The following is a 23,170-nucleotide window of genomic DNA, read 5'->3' as shown; positions in this document are numbered from 1 at the left end:
CCGCCTGCCCCGTCACGCGCGGCTTAAGAACCCTCAACCGCCAACAGACCCCCCCCTAAACCCGATAAGCCTGCGCCAACCTCTCATAATTATTCTTAAGAATGATCCCAGCGTAATAAACATGCTCCCGCATAAGATCCTCAGCCCGCGCCCCATCCCGCCCGATGATCGCGTTCACGATCCGGTGATGATCATCATGCGACCGCAAGATAATCCCATGGTCCTCCCACAGGATGATCCGATCCGACGCATAAGGAATCGCCTGCGCCTGCGTCGCGAACCGCTTCACCCACGGATTCCCCGCCGCCTCCAGAATCCCGTTGTGCAAGGTAATGTTGACCTGCTGATAAGGCAGATGGTCTTCCGCCAGCAGCACCCCCTTGCCCAGAATCCGATCCCCTTCATCCAGGCAATTCTTCAGCACCGCCACCGCATCGTTCGACAGTCCGCGTAGCGCCGCCTGCCGACAGGCCAGCCCTTCCAGCGCCGCGCGCACCTCGTACGCCGCCACGATCTCGGCAATGTCGTAAGCCCGCACCGTATAGCCGCGCTTGGGCAGATGTTCCAGCAACCCCTCATTGCCCAGCGTCGCCAGGGCCGCCCGCACCGGTGTGCGCGACACCCCCAGCTTCTCGGCCAGCGGGATTTCCTCCAGGCGGGCGCCGGGGCTGAACTTGCCGTGCAGCACCCAGTCCCGCAGCGTATCGGTAACGTGTTGAGAGAGCGTATCCATGGCCTCATTGTATACATGAAGAATACATACGACGGCCTCCTACGAAACGCTGATAGGGATCTCCCCTATGAGACAGCCTCAATCTCCATGAAACCAAGGGAAACCCCCTATACCTCCTCACCCACCATGTATACATAATCGCAAAAAATTCAGACAGGCGGGCGCACTCCCCAAGGCGAGGCGACCCGTGCAACAGGAGACAGCATGTCCAATGTATCCACGCCGGCCGCGGGCCCGGCCCCGCGTCTTGCGCTCGTCACCGGCGGCGGCGGCGGCATCGGCGCCACCATCTGCCAGGAACTGGCGCGCGCCGGCTACCGCGTCATCGTGTCCGACGTCGATGCCCAGCGGGCCCGCCGCGTCGCCGATGAGCTGGGCGCCCCGCACGCTGCCCACGCCTTCGACGTCAGCGACGAAACCGCCGTCGAGACCGCCTTCGACCAGATCGAACAGACCCACGGCCCCATCGCCGTCCTCGTCAGCGCCGCCGGCCTGCTGCTGTTCCAGGCCAACGGCGAACGCCCGCTCATCAAAGACACCACCCTGGACATCTGGGAACGCAGCTTCGCCGTCAACGCGCGCGGCGTCTTCCTGTGCGGCCGCGCCTACCTGCGCCGGCGCGAAGCCGCGCCGCTGGCGCATGGCCGCATCGTCACCTTCACCTCGGTCGCCGCGCAGTTGGGCGGCTACCGTTCCAGCGCCTCGTACATCGCCGCCAAGTCCGCCGTGCTGGGCCTGACCAAGGCCATGGCGCGTGAATCCGCGCACCTGGGCGTCACCGTCAACGGCATTGCGCCCGGTCTGATCGACACCGACATGCTGCGCAGCACCGTCACCAGCAGCGGCGCCCTGGCCGCTGCCGCGCAAGCCATTCCGCTGGGCCGCATCGGCACCGTCGACGACGTGGCCGCCGCCGTGCGATTCCTGGCCTCGGAAGAAGCCGGCTACATCACCGGCAGCGTCATCGACGTCAACGGCGGCTATCGCATGCAGTAACCCCTATCCGGCGGCCTGGCCGCCTACGCAGCAACGCGCCATGCATAAAGGCGCGCACACATAAAACGGGAGACACACCATGATCCACCCCCGCCGCTACGCGGCCGCCGCGCTCTGCGCCCTGGCCGTCGGCGCCACCGCCCAGGCCCAGCAGGAACCGGGCATTACCGACAAGACCATCAAGATCGGCCTGTTCGCGCCCCTGTCGGGCAGCGGCATGGCCTATGGCTTTGACGTCTTGAACGCCGCCAAGATGTGGTACGCCAAGGTCAACAAGGAAGGCGGCGTGAACGGCCGCCAGATCGAACTGGTGATCGAAGACGACCGCTGCAACGCCAACGACCTGGTCGCCGCGGTGAAGAAGCTGACCGAACAGGACAAGGTCTTTCTGCTGAATGGCGGCTCGTGCTCGGCCGCAGTGGTCGCCGCGCGCGAATACGTCGAACGCGAAAAGATGCCGCTGGTGATGTTGAACGCGTCCGGCGACGGCGCGCTGTATCCGCCGTCCAAGTACATCTATGGCGCGTTCTCGATCTCGCAGCACGCCGTGGGCGGATCGATGGTGCAGTTTGCCGCCGAACACCTGAAAGCCAAAAAGATCGGCTACATCAACCACGACGACGCCTACGGCGGCTGGAACCTGGAAGCCGCGCAGGCCCAGGCCAAGCAGCTGGACAACCTGGGCTTGCAGGTGCAGTCGGTCAATCCGAACATCACCGACGTCACCGCGCCGATGCTCAAGATCCGCGCCGCCAACCCGGACGTGCTGCTCCTGACCACCTACGCCCGCCCCGCCGCGCTGATCATCAAGAAGGCACAGGAACTGGGTTGGAACAAGCCCATCGTGCTGGCCGTGAACGGCACCGCCGATCTCAAGCAGCTGGTCGAGAACGTCGGCAACAAGGACGCCTTCAAGAACGTCTACATCCAGGACGTGCTGGCCGACATGCCCGGCGGCCCCAAGCTGACCTGGGTCTACGACATGTACAAGCAGGCCTACCCCGACCTGGCCGCCAAGCCGGGCCATCCGCAGACCTACATGCCTTACGGCCTGCCGCCCGCCATGGCGGTCGTCAATGCGCTGAAGGCCGCCGGTCCGCAACCCACCCGCGAGAAGGTGCTGGCGGCTTTGGAAACGATGAAGTTCGACTCCGGCGTCATGGCCGGCCCGATCGAATTCGGCCCCAACGACCGCGCCGCGCAGGAATCGGCCATCTACATCAAGTTCGACGGCACCAACATGTCGCTGGTGCCCGGCGCCTTCAAGAGCGTCTGGAAGTACCAGCCGTAAACCTGCCGCTACCGCGGCCACAGGCCAGGTCCGCGCCGCGGCGCAGCGCCGCGCGGACCGCCGGAGACCATCATGAGCTTTGCCGATTTCTGGTTGTTCCTGCAGCAAGGGGTGCTGTCAGGGCTGGTGACGGGCAGCGTGTACGCGCTGCTGGCCGTTGCCGTCGTCATCATCTTCAAGACCACCGACGTGCCCAATTTCGCGCAAGGCGAAATCTTCATGGTCGGCGGCTACATCGCCCTGTTCCTGACCCTGGTCATGGGCTGGCCCTACCTGGTGGTCATCCCCGTGACGCTGGCCGTCGTGGCGGGGGTGTCCGGCCTGTTCCAGCGCGTGGTGATGGAACGCGTCATCGCCTCCAAGGGCGTGGGCGTGCAGATGGTCATCGCCACGCTGGGCCTGGCCTATGCCCTGAAGGGCCTGGTGCGCCAGACCGGGCTGGGCGACACGCCGCGCTCGCTGCCGCCGCTGGCGCCCACCGACGCCGTCATCATCGGCGACGCCGTGCTGACCCAGCTGGACCTGGTGATCTTCGCGGTGGCCGTCGGCGTGATGCTGCTGCTGTACGTGATGTTCACCTACACCCGCGTGGGCAAGGCCATGCGCGCCGTCGGCATGAACCCCAAGGCCGCGCGCCTGGTGGGCGTGAACCTGACGCGCATCCGCATGATGGTGTGGGCGCTGTCCGGCCTGATCTCGGCCGTGGCGGCCCTGCTCATCACGCCCAAGATCCTGATCACGCCCGACATCGGCCACATCGCCATCCTGGCCTACGCGGCCGCCATCGTCGGCGGCATCACCAGCCTGCCGGGCGCCGTAGTCGGCGGCTTCGTGATCGGCGTGGCCGAGAACCTGGTGGGGCTGTTCATTTCGACCAATGCCATCGTCGTGGCGCCCTTTGTCGCCATCATGGTGGTGCTGCTGCTGCGTCCGCAAGGCCTCCTGGGCGGCAAACTGCAGGTGAAGAAAGTATGAAATCCAAGCTCGATCCCGCCCTGCTGGCGCTGATGGCCGTGGTGCTCGTCGCCCTGCCGTTCGTGGCCAGCGGCTATGTCATCTACGTCGTCAACCTCTTGATGGTGTTCGTGGTGCTGGCCCTGGGCCTGCACCTGGTCATCGGAGAAACCGGGCAGTTCGCGCTGTCGCACGCCGCGTTCTACGGCGTGGGCATCTACACCGCGGGCCTCATCAACAATCTGTGGCATCCGCCCTTCTTCGTGTCCATCGTGGCGGGCGGCCTGCTGGCCGCCGTGCTGGGCTACATCATCGGCGCGCTGGCACTGCGCATGCGCGACATCTACCTGGCGCTGTCCACCTTTGCCTTTGGCGAGGCGATGCAGTGGGTGTTCCTGAACTGGCAGTCGGTCACCAACGGCTCGAACGGCTTTCGGATTTCGCCCGCCACGCTGTTCGGCTACGAGCTGGTGTCCGACATCAAGGCCTATCCGTTTGTCGTGGCAATCGCCGCGCTGCTGCTGTGGGCCACCATTGCGCTGTCGCGCTCGCAGCTGGGGTCGGCCTTCCGGGCCGTGCGTGAAAGCGATGTGGCCGCCCAAGCCATGGGCGTGAACGTCAACGCCATCAAACGCACCGCCTTCACGCTGTCGGCAGCGTACGCCGGCATCGCGGGCGGCATGTACACCACCTTTGCCTCGTTCATCCACCCCGAAAGCCTGGGCTTTCAGACCACCATCCTGATTCTCACCATGGTGGTCGTGGGCGGCATCGGCTCGGTGCGCGGCGCCATTGCCGGCGCGCTGGGCTTCGGCCTGATCTCGGAACTGCTGCGCCAGGCGCTGTCGTTCCAGGAAATCATCTACGGCGTGATCCTGATGGGCTTCATGATGTTCGCGCCCAAGGGCCTGTTCGCCAGCCGTGACGCACGCCGCCGCGCGCCCCCGCCGGCCGCCCCGCTGCCCACGCGCACGGGCGCCGCCACCTCGGCCGCCAAACCCACGCAAAGGAGCGCCGCATGAGCGCCCAGCCTTATCTCGACGTCCAAGGTCTGACGGTGAAGTTCGGCGGCCTGACGGCCATCAACGGCCTGTCCATGCAGGTGGAACGGGGCCGCATTCATGCGCTGATCGGTCCCAACGGCGCCGGCAAGTCCACCACCTTCAATTGCGTCTCGCGCTACTACCGCCCCACCCAGGGCCGCATCGTGTTCGACGGCGTCGACATCACGACGAAAAAGCCGCACGAAATGGCTGCACTGGGCGTGGCGCGCACCTTCCAGAACCTTGAGTTGTTCAGCGCGCTGACGGTGCGCGAAAACGCCCTGCTGGGCACTTACGCACACGGCGCATCCACGGCGTCGCGCCTGCTGCGCCCCGCCCGCGCCGAAGCGCGCGAACGCGTCGAGCACCTGCTTGAACGCGTGGGGCTGGCCGACTTCCTGGACACCCCCGCCTGCAGCCTGGACTTCGGCCGCCAGAAGATGCTGGAACTGGCGCGCGCATTGGCCATCTCGCCCAAGCTGCTCTTGCTGGACGAGCCGGCCGCCGGCCTGCGCAACCGCGAAATCGAAACGCTGGACCGCATCCTGACCGAGCTGTGCGAACGCGACGGCATCACGGTGCTGCTGGTCGAGCACGTGATGCAGCTGGTGATGTCGATCTCGGATCGCATCACCGTCATGTCGTTCGGCGAAAAGATCGCCGAAGGCACGCCCGCGGAGGTGCGCAGCAACCCCCGAGTCATCGAAGCCTATCTGGGCAAGGGAGCCGCTGGTGGCTGAGTATCTGCTTGAAGTCGAGTCGGTCAGCGCCGCCTACGGCAACATCCGCGCCTTGCAGGACGTGTCGCTGAAAGTGCCGCAAGGCGCCATCGTGGCGCTGCTGGGCGCCAACGGCGCGGGCAAGTCCACCACGCTCAACGTCATCTCGCGGCTGGTGTCGCCCACGGCGGGCAGCGTGCGTTTCGATGGCGAGGCCATCCATCGCCAACCGGCCGATGCCATCGTCGGCCGCGGCATCGTACAGGTGCCCGAGGGCCGCGAAATCTTCCGCGACATGAGCGTGCGCGAAAACCTGGAAATGGGCGCCTACCTGCGGCACGACCGCCAGGCGGTCAAGCAGGACCTGGACATGGTGTGCGACACCTTTCCGCGGCTGCGCGAACGCTTCGAGCAGAAGGCAGCGACGCTGTCGGGCGGCGAGCAGCAGATGCTGGCCACCGGCCGCGCCATGATGGCGCGCCCGCGCATGATCCTGCTGGACGAACCGTCCATGGGCCTGTCGCCCCTGGTGGTCGAGCAGATCTTCGACATCGTGCTGCGCCTGAACCGTGAACAGGGCATCACCATCCTGCTGGTCGAACAGAACGTGAAGCTGGCGCTGTCGGTGTCCAGCTATGCCTACATCCTGGAAAACGGCGAGATCGCGCTGGAAGGCGAATCATCTGCCTTGGCCAGCGACGAAGCCGTGCAACGCGCCTACCTGGGCGCCTAGGAAATTGCCATGAGCATGATGCAAGACAAGCGAGTCCTCGTCACCGGCGCCGGCCGCGGCCTGGGCGCCACCATTGCCCAGGGCTTTGCCCGCCAGGGCGCCACGGTGATCGTGGCCGACCTGGACCCCGCGTTGGCACGCGCCAGCGCGCAGGCCATCGCAGCCGAGGGCGGCCGCGCGTTCGACGTTGCGCTGGACGTGACCGATGCCGAAGCGGTGCGCGCCTTCGCCGCCGAGTCCGCCAGCCGCCACGGCAATATCGACGTGCTGGTCAACAACGCCGGCATTTCGGCGCGCGCTCCGTTCGACGACCCGCAGACGCCGCAGATCTGGGACCGCGTCATGAGCGTGAACCTGCAAGGCACGTTCAACGTCACCCACGCTTTCGTCGAACAGCTCAAGGCCACGCGCGGCGCCATCGTCAATCTGTGTTCGATCGTGGCGTATGGCTGCGGCATCTCGACGGCGGGCTACGTGGTGTCCAAGGGCGGCGTGCGCTCGTTCACCGAGGTGCTGGCGCGCGACCTGGCGCCGCACGGCGTGCGCGTGAACGCCGTGGCGCCCGGGCTGATGGAAACGGAAATGACGGCCGGCCAGCGCTCTCAAGCGCACGGCACCGATTGGTACATGCAGCGCGCCCCGATGGCACGCGCCGGGCGCGCCGACGAAATCGTCGGCCCCGTGCTGTTCCTGGCTTCCGACATGGCCAGCTACGTGAACGGCGTGGTGCTGCCCGTGGACGGCGGCTACCTGGCCGTATAGGAATCGACATGCAAGCAGACAACACTTCAGGCACCGCGCTGGTCACGGGCGGCGCCAGCGGCATGGGCCTGGCCATCGTGGAACGCCTGGCACGCGACGGCTTTCGCGTGGTCATGGCCGACCGCAACGCCGACCTGGCCGCCCGCGAAACCCACGCCTTGCAAGCGAAAGGCCTTGCCGTCGACTACCGCGTGGTGGATCTGACCGACGAACACGCCACCCGCCAGCTGGTGCGCGACCTGGCGCCGCTGGCCGCGCTGGTCAACAACGCCGGCCTGTTCGACGAGCGCAAGTTCTTTGACGTGACCAGCGACGACTACCGCCGCATGTTCAACGTCAACCTGCTGGCCGTCGCAACGCTCACGCAGGAGGCCGCGCGCGACATGGCCCCCGGCGGCAAGATCGTCAACATCGCCTCGCGCGCCTATCTGGGCGCGAAGAACCATCCACACTACGTGGCCTCGAAAGCCGCGCTGGTGGGCTACACGCGGGCCTCGGCCATGGAACTGGCGCCGCGCGGCATCCTGGTCAATGCCATCGCGCCCGGCCTGATCGACACGCCGCTGCTGCGCAACCTGAGCGCCGAGCGCCTGGCCGCGCAACTGGCCTTGCAGCCCACGGGGCGTGCCGGCCAACCGCAAGACATCGCCAATGCCGTGTCCTTCCTGGTCGCGCCGCACATGGACTTCATCACCGGCCAGGTCATTTTCGTGGACGGCGGCAAATCGCTGGGCGGGTCGGGAGCATAAGCGGCATGGACAGCATCAAGTGGGACAAGGAAGTCGACGCGCTGGTCGTCGGCTCGGGCGCGGGCGGCATGAGCGCCGCGCTCACCGCCAGCGTCGAAGGCCTGGACGTACTGTTGGTGGAAAAGACCGGCCACATCGGCGGATCGACCGCGATTTCGGGCGGTGCACTGTGGATACCGCTGAACGCGCAGACCGACGCCGCCGGCCATCCCGACAGTTTCGACAAGGTCTGGACCTATCTGCAGGAAACCGTCGGCGCCGCGGCGTCCGACGACATGAAGCGCGCCTACCTGCAAGCCGGGCCGCGCATGATGGACGATCTGGTCGAGCGCGGCTTCCTGCAAGTCGCCGCGCGCACCGCGTCGCCCGACTACTACCCCGACCGGCCCGGCGCTGCCCTGGGCGGCCGGTCGCTGGACCCGGTGGAATTCGACGGCCGCAAGCTTGGCCGCCACTTCAAGACGCTGCGCGACCCGCTCAAGGAATTCACGGTGCTGGGCGGCATGATGGTCAACATCACCGACGTGCGGCATCTGCTGCGCGCCACGCGCGCCTTCACCTCGTGGCGGCACGCCATGAAGCTGGTGCTGCGCTATTACACCGACCGCCTGCGCGGCTATCACCGCGGCACCCGCCTGCTGCTGGGCAATGCGCTGGCCGCGCAGCTGTTCCATGCCCTGCTGTCGCGCAACATTCCGTACTGGCTCGATACGCCAGCATTGGGACTGGTGCGCGGCGACGACGGCGCGGTGCTGGGCGCTACCGTCGAGCACCAGGGCCGGCAGATGAACATCCGCACCCGCCGCGGCGTCGTGCTGGCCACGGGCGGCTTTCCGTGGGATTCCGCGCGCCGCCAACAGGCCTACCCACATCCTACCGGCGACTGGTCGATGTCGCCGCGCGACAATACCGGCGACGGCATCCGCCTGGCCGAAGGCGCGGGTGCCGCGCTGGGCCAGGGCCATTGCAGCCCCGCATTCTGGGCGCCGGTGTCCATCCTGGAACAGCCGGGCCGCGCACCGCTGCACTATCCGCACCTGGTGTGGGACCGCGCCAAGCCCGGCCTGATTGCCGTCAACGGCGCCGGTCGCCGCTTCGTCAACGAATCGACCTCGTACCACGCGTTCGTCGAAGCCATGTACCGCAGCCACGCCGACACGCCCACGGTGCCCGCCTACCTGCTTTGCGACCAGCGCTTCATCGACACCTGGGGCCTGGGCCTGGCATTGCCCGGCGGCCGGCCGCGGCAGCATTTGATCGACGCCGGCTACCTGCTGCAAGCGCCCACGCTGCAAGCCCTGGCGCAAAAGCTGGGCGTGCCCGCCGACGCGCTGGCCGCCACGGTGCAACGCTACAACCAGCATGCCGAAGAAGGCCACGACCCCGACTTCGGCAAGGGCGGCACCGCCTACAACCGCTACCTGGGCGACCCCGACCACGCCCCCAACCCCTGCCTGGCGCCGCTGGGCGCCGGCCCGTACTACGCGGTCAAGGTGTTCCCCGGCGACATCGGCACGGCATGCGGCATTGCGGCAAACCGCAACGCCCAGGCCGTGGACGAAGCCGGCCAGCCAATAGCCGGCCTGTACGTGGTGGGCAATGATATGCACTCGGTCATGGGCGGCGCCTATCCCGCCCCCGGCATCACGCTGGGCCCCGCGCTGACCTTCGGCTGGGTCGCTGGACAACACCTGGCCCACGGCCAACACTGACGCTACGCCAACCCTCAAGGACCCCACATGAAGATCTACTTCTCGCCCGCCTCGCCCTTTGTGCGCAAATGCATGGTCATCGCGCACGAGCTGGGGCTGGTCGACCGCATCGAAAAGCTGCCCAGCGCCGCCGGCCCCGTGGCTCGCGACCAGACCATCATCCCCAGCAATCCGCTGGGCCAGGTGCCCACCCTGCTCACCGATGACGGCCAGGCGCTGTTCGACAGCCGCGTCATCTGCGAATACCTGAACGAGCTGGGCGGCGGCGCGCTGTTCCCGGCCGGCGCCGCCCGCTGGCGCGCCCTGGCCGAGCAATCGCTGGGCGACGGCATGCTGGGCGCGGCCCTGCTGGCCCGCTACGAAACCGTGCTGCGCCCCGAAGCCCTGCGCTGGGACGGCTGGTATGAAGGCCAGCTGGGCAAGGTGCGCGACGGCCTGGCGCAACTGGAAAAGACCGCCGCCAGCCTGGAAGGCCGCCTGGACATCGGCACCATCACTGTGGGCTGCGCCCTGGGCTACCTGGATTTCCGCTACCCCGACTTCGACTGGCGCGCCGGCCACCCCGCCGTTGCCGCCTGGTTCAAGACCTTCAGCCAACGTCCGTCGATGCAGGCCACGCTGCCGCACGCCTGATCACGGTTTGGGCAGCCGCGACGCCTGGAGAACCCGCCGGGCTTCAGGAAGGGCGGCTGCCTGGTACGGCGCGTTCGCTTGAACCCGCCGCTGGCCCCTGGCGCTTGCCAGGGGCTTTTTTTTCTTACAGATGGAAATGACGGTGCCGGAGCCGACGTCTATATTGAACTTTCGCGGGGCCTGCCAGCCCAACCGATAGACCCACCCGCCCAGGGAGCCACGCATGAACGTGACCGCCGTCTCCCCCATCAGCCGAGTCGCCGCGCCCTACGCCGCGCGCATTCCCTTGCTGGACGACACCCGCCCGGTCTGGGAAGCCGAATGGGCCGCGCGCAACGCCGCCACCCGCCAGGCCCAGCGCAGCGCCCAGGCCCAGGCCGCCTGGCAAGCCCAGCGCATTGCCCGCACGGCCACGGACTCGGCCCAGGCCGACCGCGACATGCGCGCCGCCCAGCCCGCCACGACGCAAACGCCGCAAGCGCTGGCCGCCGCCCCCGCCGCCGTCAATGTCGACCAACTGCGCGACCTGTACGCCGACGCCCGCCTGCGCCGCGCGGTGGACGATTTCTCGGCGCGCCCCGATCCCGTCGCGCTGCGTGGCGACACCGCCAACGACCTGGGCACCATCGAAGGCCTGACGCCGTTGCAGCCGTATCGCGTGGCGATGGGCAATCCGCAAGTGCAGGAATTGCAGACCGCCGTTGCCATGAAGGCCGCCGGCCTGAATATTCCCAAGGTCGAGAACATCGGCCCCACGGAAAACGTCACCGACAACGCGCGCTACCGTCCGGGCGCACGCACCTGATGCGCGAAAAAAAAGCCGCCCTGCAAAGGGCGGCTTTCTGTTGGGCGGACGGTAAGTCTCACCGCCCCTGCCGTCCCGGCCATCGGCCGGACAGCCCGTCACGATCAGTGGAAGAACTCGGCAATCAAGGTGGCGCCCATGAAGGTGCCGGCGTTGGCGGCCAGCGACACCACCACGATTTTCCAGCCCAGCTTGCGGAAGGCAGGCAGGTCTTTCAGGATCGACAGGCCGGCCATCGCCAGGATCACCGTCGTGAACGGCAGGAAGTTCACCTTGCCGACGGCGGCGATGATCTGGTCCGAGTACGGCAGCACGCCCGGGCAGCCCACGGTCATCGCGATCAGCGACAGCACGGCCACGGCCGGCAGCTTGGGCACGACGCGCAGCAGCAGGTCGGCAATCACGACCAGCAGGATGATGATGGCCATGCCGGGCAACGCGTCCAGGAACGGCACGTTGTAGCCCAGGCGGTTGCCCACCAGCGCGAACAGGCCGCAGATGGCGTAGGCGGTCAGGCGATCGCCAAAGCCCATCTTGGCCGAGTGCGACGGCACTTCGCCGTCAGCCGCATCCGCAGCAGCAGCCGCGGGCTCGGCCTTGGCGCGCGAGAAGCGGCCCAGCACGGGTTCCAGCTTGCCGTACAGGAAGATGGTCGTCGGCAGCGAGATGAACAGCGTGAAGTACACGCCCACCACGGTGGTCAGCAGGTTGGCGGCGGCGGCCAGCGCGGCCACCTGGTGCGCCATTTCCGGCGTCTGCTGCGAGGCGATCGCACCCACGCCCGCCGCCATCATGCTGCCCGAGCCCACGCCGGCGCCCATGGCGAGCGAACGCGGATCGAAGATGTTCAGGCTGGTGATGAAGCCGGCCATCAGCGCCACGAACAGCGCGCCGATCACGGTGCCGGTGATGTACTCGGCCATCACGCCGCGGCCTTCGGGCGAATTCATGCCGTAGCGCTCGCCGATGATCGCCAGGCTGGGCTCGCGGCCCACCGAGAACGTGGCGCCGATGGCTTCGCGCTTGATGCCCAGCAGCAGGGCCAGCGGCAGGCCGATGGCCATGGTGCCGAAGAAGTGGCCGAATTCCTGGAACACCAGCGCCCAGCCGGCCTCGCGCACCTGCGGCAGCGAGCCGCCCACCATCAGGCCCAGCTTGGCCAGGAACGGCAGCAGGGCGTATTGCAGGTAGCCGCTGATGCGGGTCTGCATGGCGGTGTCGATGCCGGCGCCCGCGGGCAGGCGTTGGCCGAAGGCGGCCACGATCGCGCCGATGAAGATGGCCCAGAGCATGGGCTGCAGAACGATCTTGCCCGGGCCCACCGCGAAGGTGACGCTGCCGATCGCTTCGGACACGATCACCACCAGCAAGATGGCGGCGAGCATGCGGACGCGGCTGGACAGCGACATGGTGGGCGCGGCCAGGCTGGCGCTGGCATGAGACATCGAATTCCCCTGATGAACGTGAGTAGGTTTTAGGGCCGCCCACGGCGCGGCGGGCGGCAGCGGCGATTTTCGCCGGGGGGCTGCAAGCCAACCATGACACCACCGGGGCTATTGCGTTGCGTAAAATGCAACGGATGGGCTTTTCCTGGGAATTTTTTGCAAGATCACGCAATAACTCAGGGTAAACCCTCGATATTGTTGCAAATTTTTCGATGCCTTGCCGCCACGGAGCCGCTCCCATGGACGAAAAACTCGACGCCCGCCGCACCCACTACTTCATGCAGGTCATGAGCCGGGGTTCGGTGCGCGGCGCCGCCGAAGTGCTGAACATGGACCCGTCCGCCGTCAGCCGCGCCATCGCCGCGCTGGAGCGCGACTGCGGCATGGCGCTGTTCGAGCGCCGGGGCCGCGGCGTCGTGCCCACCGATGCCGGCCACATCCTGGCGCGCTATGTGAAGCGCCAGCAGAACATCCAGGAAAGCTTCTTCTCGGAAATCGACAGCCTGCGCAAGGCCGAACGCGGCCACATCGACCTGGTGCTGGGCGAAGGCTTCGTCGAACTGATGTTCGACCGCGTGCTGCCCGGCTACTGGCGCAGCCACCCCGAAGTGACGCTGGACATCGACGTGGCGCGCACCTCTGAAATCGTGCAGCGCATCGTCGACGACCAGGCCTACATCGGCCTGGTGTTCCAGCCGCCCAACGATGCCCGCCTGCGTACCCACTACTCGCGGCCCGAACCCATCCGCGCCATCGTGCGGCAGGACCATCCGCTGACGCGGCTGCAACGCCCGCTGCTGCTGACCGACCTGGTCGACTACCCCGGCGCGTCCATGCAGGAAGGCTTCGGCGTGCGCCAGCACATCCAGGCCGCCGAGATCAGCGAACAGGTGCGCCTGCGCAATGTGCTGACGACGTCTTCCTTCAAGGCGCTGTGGCAGTTCGCCGCCACCGGCATCGGCTACGCCCTGACCCCGCCGATTGCCGTCACCGCCGACATGGCCGCGCAGCGCCTGGCCAGCCTGCCGCTGGCCAACCCGATCCTGAACCAGGGCAGCCTGCACGTGCTCAGCCGCGCCGGTCGGCATATCTCGCCCGCCGCGCGTGAACTGCTGGACCATATCGTGCGCGGCATCGGCGCCCCGCCGTCTTCCGCGCTTTGAGAAGGCGCATCGGCTACGACACATCTGATACGGTCTCTTTGCGCGGATCTGCCCCTGTCGCCGCCAGGATGCAACGCCTACAGTGGTTGCATCCCCTTCCTTGCCTGGAGACCCTCATGCTCAGCTTCCTGCGCACGGCCAAATCCGTCCTGTGGGGCTTTTTCGGCGTGCGCCGCGGCCGCGGCTACGACGCCGACATCGCCCACAACAAGCCCGCTCCGCTGATTCTCACCGGGCTGCTGATGGCCGCGTGCCTCGTCGCCATCCTGGTCTTCGTCGCCCGCTGGGCCGTCAACGCGGCGTTGTAACGCCTATATATAAGCAGCGCGAGCGACCTGCGCCGCCCATGGCCAGAACAGCCGTCCGGCCGCCCGAAGGCCGGACAGCCCCCTTGGGGGGCAGCAAGCGTGCGAAGCACGTGCGGCGTGGGGGCATACACTTATTACTAGAATGACTTAGACGGTCGTCCGGGCTGCCTGTTACGGTTATGAATCCCCCCATTGCCCGCCTGCGGCGGGCCTTGCCTTGGGGACTCAGACCGAGAAGACTTCAAGGGCAGTAGACATGTACGTGTATGACCCCGTCGACCAGCAGCTCGTCGAGCAGCGTGTGGCGCAGTTCGCCGACCAGACGCGCCGCTTCCTCGACGGCCAGCTCACCGAAGATGATTTCCGCGTTCTGCGCCTGCAGAACGGCCTGTACATCCAGCGCCATGCGCCGATGCTGCGCGTGGCGATTCCGTACGGCATCCTGGCCTCGCGCCAGCTGCGCACCCTGGCGCACATCGCACGCAAATGGGACCGCGGCTACGGCCACTTCAGCACGCGCCAGAACATCCAGTTCAACTGGCCGAAGCTGGAAGACGTGCCGGACATCCTGGCCGAACTGGCCACGGTGCAGATGCATGCCATCCAGACCAGCGGCAACTGTATCCGCAACACCACCACCGACCATTTCGCGGGCGTCGCGCCCGACGAGCTGATCGATCCGCTGGTGTGGTGCGAGATCATCCGCCAGTGGTCCACGCTGCATCCCGAATTCGCCTTCCTGCCGCGCAAGTTCAAGATCGCGGTCAGCGGCGCCGTGCAGGACCGCGCCGCCGTCGGCGTGCACGATATCGGCCTGCAGGCCGTCGAGCGCGACGGCAAGCTGGGCTTTCGCGTGTGGGTGGGCGGCGGCATGGGCCGCACGCCCATCGTCGGCAAGCTGATCAATCCCTTCGTCGAATGGCAGGACCTCCTGACCTACATGCAGGCCGCGCTGCGGGTCTACAACCTGCACGGCCGCCGCGACAACAAGTACAAAGCGCGCATCAAGATCCTGGTCAAGGACCTGACGCCCGAGGTCTACGCGCAGCAGGTGGATGAACAGTGGCAGCTCATCAAGGGCGGCCCGGACACCATCACGCAGGAATTCGTCGACACCATCGCCGCGCGCTTCGTCTGGCCGCAGTACGACGCCAGCGCCGCCGACGAACCTGACAACACGGCCGCCCTGGCCGCCGCCGACCCGCGCTTCGCGCGCTGGGTCCGCACCAACGTGCATGCCCACAAGGCGGCCGGCTATGCCGCCGTGACCGTGTCGCTGAAAGCCACCGGCGTGCCGCCGGGCGACATCACCGCCGACCAGATGGACGCGGTGGCGGCGCTGGCCGACGAATACGGCTTTGGCGAACTGCGCGTGTCGCATGAACAGAACCTGATCCTGGCCGACGTGCGCCGCGCGCGCCTGCACGAACTGTGGGGCAAGCTGGACGCGCTGAACCTGGCCACGGCCAACGTCGGCCTGCTCACCAACATCATCGCCTGTCCGGGCGGGGATTTCTGCGCGCTGGCCAATGCCGTGTCGATCCCCGTCGCCGAGGCCATCCAGCGCCAGTTCGACAACCTGGACTACCTGTTCGAGATCGGCGAGCTGGACTTGAACATCTCCGGCTGCATCAACTCTTGCGGCCACCACCACGTGGGCCACATCGGCATCCTGGGTGTCGATAAGGCCGGCGAAGAGTGGTATCAGGTCACCATCGGCGGACGCCAGAACGGCGCCGCCAAGCCGCTGCCCGACATTGAATCCACCAAGGGCGGCGGCGCCGCCATCGGCCGCATCATCGGCCCGTCGTTCGCCCGCGACCAGGTGCCCGGCGTGGTCGACCGCCTGATCCAGACCTACCTGGGCCTGCGCGACAGCGAAGAAGAACGCTTCATCGACGTGGTGGACCGCGTCGGCATCGACCCTTTCAAACAGGACGTCTACGCCGACCCGGCCTTTGCCAAGCCCGCCCAGGAGGCCGCCCATGTCTGAGGTCTACGCCCATGACGCGCCCGGCCCGCACCTGATCCGCAACGGCCAGCTGCAAGCCGACACCGCGCGCACCTTCGTGCCCGAACCTGAAGTGGCCGCCGAAGGCCAGGTGCCCAGCGACGAACCGGGCTGGATCGTGCCGCTGGCCACCTGGAAGGCCTCGCACGCCACGCTGCGCCGCCACCAGCACCCGGTGGCCGTGCTGCTGGCGCCGGACGCCGACCTGCGCGACCTGCTCGATGCCGACGGCACGCTCAACCCCGCCGGCATCGCCTTCATCGCGGTGGACTTTCCCGTCTATACCGATGGCCGCGGCTACTCGCTGGCGCAGCTGCTGCGCACGCGCTACCAGTGGACGGGCGAATTGCGCGCCGTCGGCGACGTGATGATCGACACCATCCACTACCAGGCGCGCGTCGGCTTCGACAGCTTCCTGGTCAAGCCGGGCCACGACCCGCGCAAGGCGCTGGATGCGTTCAAGACGTTCACGGTGCACTACCAGAAGACCTACCGCGCCCCGGCGCCGGCCCAGGTCTGATCCCCACGCGCCGACCCGGGATTCATGCCCGGGTCGACAGCGCCCCCGCCTTCCTGACGACCCTCAGGCCTGCTCCCCCGGTATGGTCCAGCGCTGGCGCTTGATCTCGTCTTGCGCCAGCTGCGCGCGGATCAGGTCGGCGATGCTGCGCTGGCGCGGCGCCTGCATGCGGCTGATCAGGCTGGACACGCTGACCGCCAGCCGCGGATAGCCGCTGGCATCGCACAGCGCCACCCCCACGCCCAGCACGCCCGGCACCGCCGCATTGCCCACCACCGCCCAACCGCGGTCGCGGGTGTTTTCCGCCAGGCGCCGCATCTGCGCCACCGTCATGCCGCCATAGGCCCGCAAGGCCTGTTCGTTCTGCAGGATGACTTCGTCGGCTTCGGCCGCGGGCAACGCCCCCAGCAGCGCCAGCCCGGCCGCGCCCACGCCCAGCGGCTGGCGATGGCCTACCGTCACGGCCAGCACCTGCACGGGGTAGTTGCCCACCTCGCGGTGCAGGCACAGTGAATCGCCGCCGGCCCGGCAGATCAGAAAGGCCGAATCGCCGCTGACATCGCTGATCTGCCGCAGCACCGGCCGCAGGCTGCGCACGGCCTGGGCATGCGGATCGCCGGCCATCATCACGCCCAGTTCCGCCATGCGCCAGCGCGGTGCGTCGGCCTCGCGCAGCGCATAGCCCTCTTCGGCCAGCACATCCAGATAGCGGTACACCGTAGACCGCTGCATGCCCGCCGCCCGCGCAATGTCCGTCACGTGCATGCCGACCGCGCCGGCCTGGCGCAACACGCCCAGCACCCGCAGGCCGCGCCGCAACACACGCGGCCCATCGCTCTCTGTCTCCGTCTTGTTCATTTTCTGGACACCTTGCGTTGATGACGCGCCTATCAAAGCCCACTATGAAGTCGGGCAGGCAAAGATCTGTCCAAATATTAGACAAATCGGACGGAGACAACCATGAAGACATTGAGCAAGCGGCTCACCGCCGCGGCGGCAGCCCTCGCGGGGGCCCTGACCCTGGCCGCGCCCGCCACCGCCGCCAAGCCCTACCCCGAACGCCCGGTGACGCTGGTGGTGGGCTATGCCGCGGGCGGCGCCACCGACATCGTGGCCCGGCTGGTGGCCAAGGCGCTGACCGAAGAACTGGGCCAGACCATCGTGGTGGAAAACAAGACGGGCGCCAACAGCAATATCGGCGCCGAAATCGTCTCGCGCGCCGCGCCCGACGGCTACACGCTGTATGTCGGCTCCATCGCCAACACCATCAACCGCACGCTCTACAGCCAGCTCAATTACGACTTCGTCAAAGACTTCAAGCCCATCGGCCTGTTGGCGACCATTCCGAACATCCTGGTGGTCAACCCCAAGGTGCCGATCAAGAGCGTGCAGGAATACATCGCCTACGCCAAGAAGAACCCCGGCAAGCTGACCTGCGCCTCGTCGGGCAGCGGCTCGTCCATCCACCTGTCGTGCGAGCTGTTCAAGATGCGCACCGGCACCGACATCCTGCACGTGCCCTACCGCGGCAGCGGCCCGGCCGTGGCCGACCTGCTCGGCGGCCAGGTGGATTCCATGTTCGACAACCTGCCCTCGTCGCTGCCGCACGTGCAGGCCGGCAAGCTGCGCGCCATCGGCGTCACCTCGCCAGAGCGCCTGCCGGCGGTACCCGACGTGCCGACATTGGCCGAATCGGGTCTGCCCGGCTTCGACGTCGAATCCTGGTTCGGCCTGATGGCGCCGGCCGGCACGCCCCAAGCCGTCGTCGACCGCCTGAACCAGGCCATGAACAAGGCGCTGGCCAACCCCGGGCTGCAAGCGTCCTACAAGCAATCCGGCTTCTACGCGCCGCAACCGCCCAACACGCAGGAGACATTCGCCAAGATGATCGCCAGCGAAATCGACAAATGGGGCGCCGTGGTCAAGAGCGCCGACATCAAAGCCAACTGAGGAGCACAGGGTGTACCCGATTGATTTCTTCTTCCGCGCCGCCGAGCAATACCCGGACCGCGTGGCGCTGGACGCGCCCGAAGGCCAGGTGACGTATGCGCGGCTGGCCGCGGACGTGCGGGCGCTGGCGGCCGCCCTGCAAGACCTGGACCCGGCGCCGCAGACCCGCGTGGCCCTGTGCGCCGGCAATTCCAGCCGCCATATCCTGGCGCTGTTGGCGGTGCTGGCCAGCGGCAAGATCTGGGTGCCGCTGAACTACCGCAGCACCGCGCGCGAAATCGGGCGCATCCTGGACGCCACCGAACCGTCGATCGTCATCGTCGATGCGGCCGGCGACGCGCTGGTGCCCACCGGCGTGGGCCAGCGCATCAGCCTGGGGGCCGACGCGGCCGGCCTGGCCGTGGACGCCCTGCTGGCGGGCGCCGCCGGCCGCGAGCCGCTGCGCCATGCCTTGCCGCGCGAGGCCACCCAGGCCATCAAGTTCACCGGCGGCACCACCGGCCTGCCCAAGGGCGTGATGCAGCCGTACCACGCCTGGAACGCCGGCATCATCAACCAGATCACCAGCTGGGGGCTGACGCCCGACGACCGCTATGTGGTCGCCGCCCCCGTCACGCACGGCACGGGCACCTACCTGCTGCCGGTGCTGGCCAGCGGCGGCGCGCATGTGCTGCTGGATGCCGCCACGCCCGCCGCCATCACCGCCGCCTTTCGCGAACGCGGCGGCACGCTCAGCTTCATGCCGCCCACCCTGATCTACATGATCATGGCGCAGCCGGGCGTAGCGCGCGCCGACTTTCCCCGGCTGCGCAACCTGATCTACGGCGGCGCGCCCATGCCGCCCGAGAAGATCGAACGCGCCCGTGCGTTCTTCGGCCCCGTGCTGGGCACCACCTATGGCCAGACCGAAGCGCCGCAGATCGTCACCGTGCTGCGCCCCGCCGACCTGGAAGCCTCCGAGAACCGCGCCTCGGTCGGACGCGTCACCTGGCTGTCGGACGTGGCCATCATGGCGCCCGATGGCGCACTGTTGCCGCGCGGCGAAATCGGCGAAGTGGTGGTGCGCGGCGACCTGGTCATGTCCGGCTACTGGCGCCTGCCCGAGAAAACCGCCGAGACCCTCATCGACGGCTGGCTGCACACCGGCGATACCGGTTTGATCGACACCCGCGGCTACCTGTTCCTGAAAGACCGCCTGCGCGACGTCATCATCACCGGCGGCTTCAACGTGTACCCGGTGGACGTCGAGAACGCCCTGTCGGCGCACCCGGCCGTGTACGAATGCTCGGTCTTCGGCCTGCCCGACGACAAATGGGGCGAAGCCGTCCACGCCGCCGTGCAGTTCCACCCCGGCGCCACGGCGGATGCCGACGCGCTCAAGGCCCACGTGCGCGGCCTGCTCGGCCCGGTCGCCACGCCCAAGCAGTTCCATATCCACGACAGCCTGCCGCGTTCGCCCGTCGGCAAGGTGCTGAAAAACGCCGTGCGCGACGCGGCCCTGAAGGAGACCCCATGAACACGCCCGAAACCCGCCTGTGCGCCCATCACCTGACCGGCATGTCGTACCGCGACGTCGACCTGGTCGAAGACCTGATCGGCAAGAAAAGCTTCACCGAAGTGATGATCATGCAGATCCTGGGGCGCGAGGCGCGGCCGGTGGACATGCGCATCGTCGACGCGGTGCTGGTCACGCTGATGGAACACGGCATGACGCCCAGCGCCATCGCCACGCGGCTGATCTACATGAGCGCGCCCGAAAACCTGCAAGGCGCCGTGGCCTCCGGCCTGATGGCGGTGGGCAGCCAGTTCGTCGGCACGATGGAAAACTGCTCGCGCCTGCTGGACCGCATCCGCCAGGCCGCCGACGGCGCGGCCGAGGCTCAGGCGATTGCGCGTGAATTCCGGCAAAGCCGCCAGGCCCTGCCCGGCTTCGGCCACCACCTGCACAAGCCCGACGATCCCCGCTCGATCAAGCTGCTGGCGCTGGCCGAAGCCGAGCCCGACCTGCCGGGCGACTCGCTCAGGGCCCTGCGCCTGTTGACGGCGGCGGTGGACGAGGCCTACGGCAAGCACATCACCATCAACGCCACTGGCGCGGTCGCCGCGCTGCTCAGTGAAATCGGCGTGCCCACGGCCCTGATGCGCGGCTTTGCCGTCATCTCGCGCGCGGCCGGCCTGGTGTCGCACGTGGCCGAGGAACAGCAAAGCCCCTCCGGCCGCTACATCTGGGAAACCATCGACCACGCGATTCCCTACGTCGGCCAGGGCAAGTCGCACCAGAACAGCGGGGACGCGTCGTGACGCCCACGCCCGCCGCGCCCGGCGCTCGCCTGGCCGGCAAGGTCGTGCTGGTGGCCGGCGCCGGTGCGTCGGCCGCGGGCTGGAGCATCGGCAAGGCCAGTTGCGTGACGCTGGCGCGCCAGGGCGCCGCGATCATCGCGCTGGACGCCAGCCAGGCCGCCGCCGAAGACGCGGCGCACGAAGTCGAACAGGCCGGCGGCAGCGCCCTGCCCGTGCAGGCCGACGTGGCCGACCCGGACGCCATGCAGGCCGCGGTGGACGCCGCAATGCGCCGCTACGGCCGCATCGACGCCTTGCAGGCCAACGCCGGCATCGGCCAGGTCGGTGGCCCCGAAGACATCTCGCTGCCCGACTGGGACCGCATCCAGCAGGTCAACGTCACCAGCCTGCTCATCGCCCTGCGCCTGCTGGCGCCGCTGATGCGGCAGCAGGGCGGCGGGTCCGTCGTGACGGTCTCTTCCGTGGCCGGCATCCGCTACACCGGCTATCCGCACCTGGCCTACAGCGTCAGCAAGGCCGCCGTCATTCACTTCGCGCGCATGACGGCCCAGCAGTACGCCGCCGACGGCATCCGCGTGAACACGGTGATTCCGGGCTTGATCGACACCCCGCGCGTGGCCAGGAACGTGGCGCGCATGTTCGACGCCGACGACCTGCAAGCTGCCCGCGCCGCGCGCGACCGGCAGGTGCCGATGGGCCGCATGGGCACGCCCTGGGAAGTGGCGAACGCGGTGGCGTTCCTGATGTCGGATGAAGCGTCCTACATCACCGGCACGGAATTGCTGGTGGATGGCGGGCTGACGGGCAAGTACGCGTAAGGCCAGGCGGCCGCGCTACGGCAGCGCCGGGAAACGGGCCGCGATGGCGTCGCCCGTGAACTGCGCCACCCAGCCGGCCGGATCGTTGAACAGCCGGATACAGGTAAAGGCGGGCGCAGAGCCCATATCGAACCAGTGCGGCACGCCGGCGGGCACCGAGATCAGATCGTCCTTTTCGCACAGCACCGCATAGACGCGGCCGTCGACACGCAGCGTGAACAGCCCGCTGCCTGCCACGAAAAAGCGCACCTCGTCATCCGCATGCGTGTGCTCGGCCAGGAACTTGCGGCGCAGCGCCTCGCGGTCGGGATGCGACGGGTCCAGGCTGACCACGTCGACGCTGCGGTAGCCGCGCTCGGCCACCAGCCGGTCGATCTCGGGCCGATACGCCGCCAGCACGTCGGCCTGCGGCGCGCCCGGCGCAACGGGCGCCTGCGCCTGCCAACGCTCGAAGGTCACGCCGATGGCGGCCAGCTCGCGCCGGATCTCGCCGGCCTCGTCGATGCGGCGGCCAGCGGCGGGGTCATCCTGCGGATAGATCGTCAGCGAGGACATGGGCGCCGCGCTTACCAGGACGTGGTGTACGCGCCGGGAAACTGCTTGGCCACGAACGCCTTCACTTCATCGGACTGGTAGGCCTTGATGAAACGCGCAATGCGCGGGTCGTTCTTGTTGTCTTCGCGGGCGGCAATCACCACCGCGGCAAACGGCGCATCCTTGCTTTCCAGCGCCAGCGCGTCCTTGGCGGGCGACAGGCCGGCCGGAATGGCGTAAGCCGAATTCACGGCGGCGGCATCCACGTCGGCCAGCGAATGCGGCAGCTGCGCCGCTTCGATCTCGACGAACTTCAGGTTCTTGGGGTTCTCGACCACGTCGAACAACGATGCCGTCACCGTCACCCCGTCTTTCAGCTTGATCAGCTTGGCGGCCTGCAGCACCAGCAGCGCGCGGGCGCCGTTGGTCGGGTCATTGGGAATCGCCACCTTGGCGCCCGGCTTCAGGTCGTCCAGCGACTTCACGCGCTTGGAATAGATGCCCATCTGCTGCACCACCGCGGTCGCCACCGGCACCAGCTTGTAGCCGCGCGCCTTGTTCTGCGATTCCAGGAAAGGCTTGTGCTGGTAGATGTTCAGGTCCAGCTCCTTGGCGTCCAGCGCGGCGTTGGGCTGGATGAAATCGCTGAACTCCACCAGCTTGACCTTCAGGCCTTGCTTGGCGGCCACCTGCTGCACCACTTCGCCGATCTGGGCGTGCGGGCCGACGGTCACGCCGACCTTCAGTTCGGCGTCCTGCGCCAGGGCCGGCGCGGCAGCGGCGAATCCGATAAGGGTGGCAAAGGCGGCCAGGGTGTGGCGTAGGCGCATGGCGGGTCTCGACGAATCAAACGGGTAGAGGAAGCCCCGGATTCTAGTGACCGCGCTTCAAAACCGGAAGCGATGAATTTTCATATTGATATGTTCAAACCCATATAAGACGCATCGCCATGACAAGCTTGCGCTGGCGCGACACAATAGCGGCTGACCT

24 protein-coding genes are annotated in these 23,170 nt (G+C 67.6%); 19 read left to right on the top strand and 5 right to left on the bottom strand.

From position 1 onward, the window contains the following. Positions 1 to 55: 55 nt before the first annotated feature. Complete coding sequence (locus U858_RS0117685) at positions 56 to 733, bottom strand: GntR family transcriptional regulator (RefSeq protein WP_025138481.1); 678 nt, start codon at positions 731 to 733, stop codon at positions 56 to 58. A 204-nt stretch (positions 734 to 937) separates the two neighbouring features. Between U858_RS0117685 and U858_RS0117680 the strand changes: the two genes are divergently transcribed. The 11 genes from U858_RS0117680 (at position 938) to U858_RS0117625 (ending at position 11,130) form a co-directional block, all read left to right on the top strand. Then, positions 938 to 1,729, top strand: coding sequence for an SDR family NAD(P)-dependent oxidoreductase (locus tag U858_RS0117680; protein ID WP_025138480.1), 792 nt, complete (start codon positions 938 to 940; stop codon positions 1,727 to 1,729). 79 nt (positions 1,730 to 1,808) lie between these two features. After that, positions 1,809 to 3,020 carry an ABC transporter substrate-binding protein gene (locus U858_RS0117675; protein ID WP_025138479.1) on the top strand — a complete coding sequence of 404 codons (1,212 nt, stop codon included), beginning with the start codon at positions 1,809 to 1,811 and terminating at the stop codon, positions 3,018 to 3,020. Positions 3,021 to 3,092: 72 nt separating this feature from the next. Beyond that, on the top strand, positions 3,093 to 3,995 hold the full coding sequence (locus U858_RS0117670) for a branched-chain amino acid ABC transporter permease (protein ID WP_025138478.1): 903 nt from the start codon (positions 3,093 to 3,095) through the stop codon (positions 3,993 to 3,995). Beyond that, entirely contained in the window at positions 3,992 to 4,996 is a 1,005-nt protein-coding gene (locus U858_RS0117665; protein ID WP_025138477.1) for a branched-chain amino acid ABC transporter permease, read from the top strand. The genes U858_RS0117670 and U858_RS0117665 overlap by 4 nt, the downstream gene beginning before the upstream one ends. Next, positions 4,993 to 5,757, top strand: coding sequence for an ABC transporter ATP-binding protein (locus U858_RS0117660; RefSeq protein ID WP_025138476.1), 765 nt, complete (start codon positions 4,993 to 4,995; stop codon positions 5,755 to 5,757). The genes U858_RS0117665 and U858_RS0117660 overlap by 4 nt, the downstream gene beginning before the upstream one ends. After that, positions 5,750 to 6,469 (top strand): ABC transporter ATP-binding protein, encoded by a 720-nt coding sequence (locus tag U858_RS0117655; protein ID WP_025138475.1) that lies wholly within the window; start codon positions 5,750 to 5,752, stop codon positions 6,467 to 6,469. The genes U858_RS0117660 and U858_RS0117655 overlap by 8 nt, the downstream gene beginning before the upstream one ends. A gap of 9 nt (positions 6,470 to 6,478) precedes the next feature. After that, a complete protein-coding gene (locus U858_RS0117650) occupies positions 6,479 to 7,231 on the top strand; it encodes an SDR family NAD(P)-dependent oxidoreductase (protein ID WP_025138474.1) in 753 nt (250 codons plus the stop codon). Between the two features lie 8 nt (positions 7,232 to 7,239). Beyond that, positions 7,240 to 7,980, top strand: coding sequence for an SDR family NAD(P)-dependent oxidoreductase (locus U858_RS0117645; protein WP_025138473.1), 741 nt, complete (start codon positions 7,240 to 7,242; stop codon positions 7,978 to 7,980). A 5-nt stretch (positions 7,981 to 7,985) separates the two neighbouring features. Further along, complete coding sequence (locus tag U858_RS0117640; RefSeq protein WP_025138472.1) at positions 7,986 to 9,692, top strand: FAD-dependent oxidoreductase; 1,707 nt, start codon at positions 7,986 to 7,988, stop codon at positions 9,690 to 9,692. Positions 9,693 to 9,719: 27 nt separating this feature from the next. Next, positions 9,720 to 10,325: a glutathione S-transferase gene (locus U858_RS0117635; protein WP_025138471.1), complete on the top strand. Its 606-nt coding sequence runs from the start codon at positions 9,720 to 9,722 to the stop codon at positions 10,323 to 10,325. Between the two features lie 223 nt (positions 10,326 to 10,548). Continuing rightward, positions 10,549 to 11,130, top strand: a complete 582-nt coding sequence (locus U858_RS0117625) for a hypothetical protein (RefSeq protein ID WP_025138469.1) — start codon at positions 10,549 to 10,551, stop codon at positions 11,128 to 11,130. Positions 11,131 to 11,234: 104 nt separating this feature from the next. On the opposite strand, the gene U858_RS0117620 is transcribed toward U858_RS0117625, so the two are convergent. Then, positions 11,235 to 12,575: a DUF3100 domain-containing protein gene (locus U858_RS0117620; RefSeq protein WP_025138468.1), complete on the bottom strand. Its 1,341-nt coding sequence runs from the start codon at positions 12,573 to 12,575 to the stop codon at positions 11,235 to 11,237. 239 nt (positions 12,576 to 12,814) lie between these two features. Between U858_RS0117620 and U858_RS0117615 the strand changes: the two genes are divergently transcribed. The 4 genes from U858_RS0117615 to U858_RS0117600 all read left to right on the top strand — a co-directional run bounded on the left by U858_RS0117615 (position 12,815) and on the right by U858_RS0117600 (position 16,577). Next, the gene (locus U858_RS0117615) at positions 12,815 to 13,738 is read left to right on the top strand and encodes a LysR family transcriptional regulator (protein WP_025138467.1); all 924 of its coding nucleotides are present in this window, start codon (positions 12,815 to 12,817) and stop codon (positions 13,736 to 13,738) included. Between the two features lie 116 nt (positions 13,739 to 13,854). Beyond that, the gene (locus U858_RS0117610; RefSeq protein WP_025138466.1) at positions 13,855 to 14,046 is read left to right on the top strand and encodes a DUF2970 domain-containing protein; all 192 of its coding nucleotides are present in this window, start codon (positions 13,855 to 13,857) and stop codon (positions 14,044 to 14,046) included. A gap of 256 nt (positions 14,047 to 14,302) precedes the next feature. Beyond that, positions 14,303 to 16,039 (top strand): nitrite/sulfite reductase, encoded by a 1,737-nt coding sequence (locus tag U858_RS0117605; protein WP_025138465.1) that lies wholly within the window; start codon positions 14,303 to 14,305, stop codon positions 16,037 to 16,039. After that, a complete protein-coding gene (locus tag U858_RS0117600; RefSeq protein ID WP_025138464.1) occupies positions 16,032 to 16,577 on the top strand; it encodes a DUF934 domain-containing protein in 546 nt (181 codons plus the stop codon). The genes U858_RS0117605 and U858_RS0117600 overlap by 8 nt, the downstream gene beginning before the upstream one ends. A gap of 63 nt (positions 16,578 to 16,640) precedes the next feature. Here U858_RS0117600 and U858_RS0117595 read toward each other — a convergent pair whose 3' ends face one another. Continuing rightward, positions 16,641 to 17,435, bottom strand: coding sequence for an IclR family transcriptional regulator (locus U858_RS0117595; RefSeq protein ID WP_025138463.1), 795 nt, complete (start codon positions 17,433 to 17,435; stop codon positions 16,641 to 16,643). 102 nt (positions 17,436 to 17,537) lie between these two features. Here U858_RS0117595 and U858_RS0117590 point away from each other — a divergent pair, with 102 nt between their 5' ends. Genes U858_RS0117590 through U858_RS0117575 form a run of 4 tightly spaced genes read left to right on the top strand, consistent with a single transcriptional unit; the run spans position 17,538 to position 21,646 of the window. Then, positions 17,538 to 18,527, top strand: a complete 990-nt coding sequence (locus U858_RS0117590) for a tripartite tricarboxylate transporter substrate binding protein (RefSeq protein ID WP_025138462.1) — start codon at positions 17,538 to 17,540, stop codon at positions 18,525 to 18,527. Positions 18,528 to 18,537: 10 nt separating this feature from the next. Further along, positions 18,538 to 20,043: a class I adenylate-forming enzyme family protein gene (locus tag U858_RS0117585; protein WP_025138461.1), complete on the top strand. Its 1,506-nt coding sequence runs from the start codon at positions 18,538 to 18,540 to the stop codon at positions 20,041 to 20,043. Continuing rightward, positions 20,040 to 20,828, top strand: a complete 789-nt coding sequence (locus U858_RS0117580; protein WP_025138460.1) for a citryl-CoA lyase — start codon at positions 20,040 to 20,042, stop codon at positions 20,826 to 20,828. Before U858_RS0117585 ends, U858_RS0117580 begins: the two co-directional genes overlap by 4 nt. Further along, entirely contained in the window at positions 20,825 to 21,646 is an 822-nt protein-coding gene (locus U858_RS0117575) for an SDR family NAD(P)-dependent oxidoreductase (protein ID WP_025138459.1), read from the top strand. Before U858_RS0117580 ends, U858_RS0117575 begins: the two co-directional genes overlap by 4 nt. Positions 21,647 to 21,661: 15 nt before the next feature. Here the strand turns inward: U858_RS0117575 and U858_RS0117570 are convergent, their stop codons facing one another. After that, entirely contained in the window at positions 21,662 to 22,201 is a 540-nt protein-coding gene (locus tag U858_RS0117570; RefSeq protein WP_025138458.1) for an acireductone dioxygenase, read from the bottom strand. Between the two features lie 11 nt (positions 22,202 to 22,212). Beyond that, positions 22,213 to 23,010: a MetQ/NlpA family ABC transporter substrate-binding protein gene (locus U858_RS0117565; RefSeq protein ID WP_025138457.1), complete on the bottom strand. Its 798-nt coding sequence runs from the start codon at positions 23,008 to 23,010 to the stop codon at positions 22,213 to 22,215. Positions 23,011 to 23,170: the final 160 nt, after the last annotated feature.

Source organism: Achromobacter sp. DH1f (assembly GCF_000633435.1).
GTDB classification, from domain to species: domain Bacteria; phylum Pseudomonadota; class Gammaproteobacteria; order Burkholderiales; family Burkholderiaceae_B; genus Achromobacter; species Achromobacter deleyi.
The sequence above is the reverse complement of the archived record's forward strand: the minus strand, read 5'-3'. Positions and strand labels throughout refer to the sequence as shown.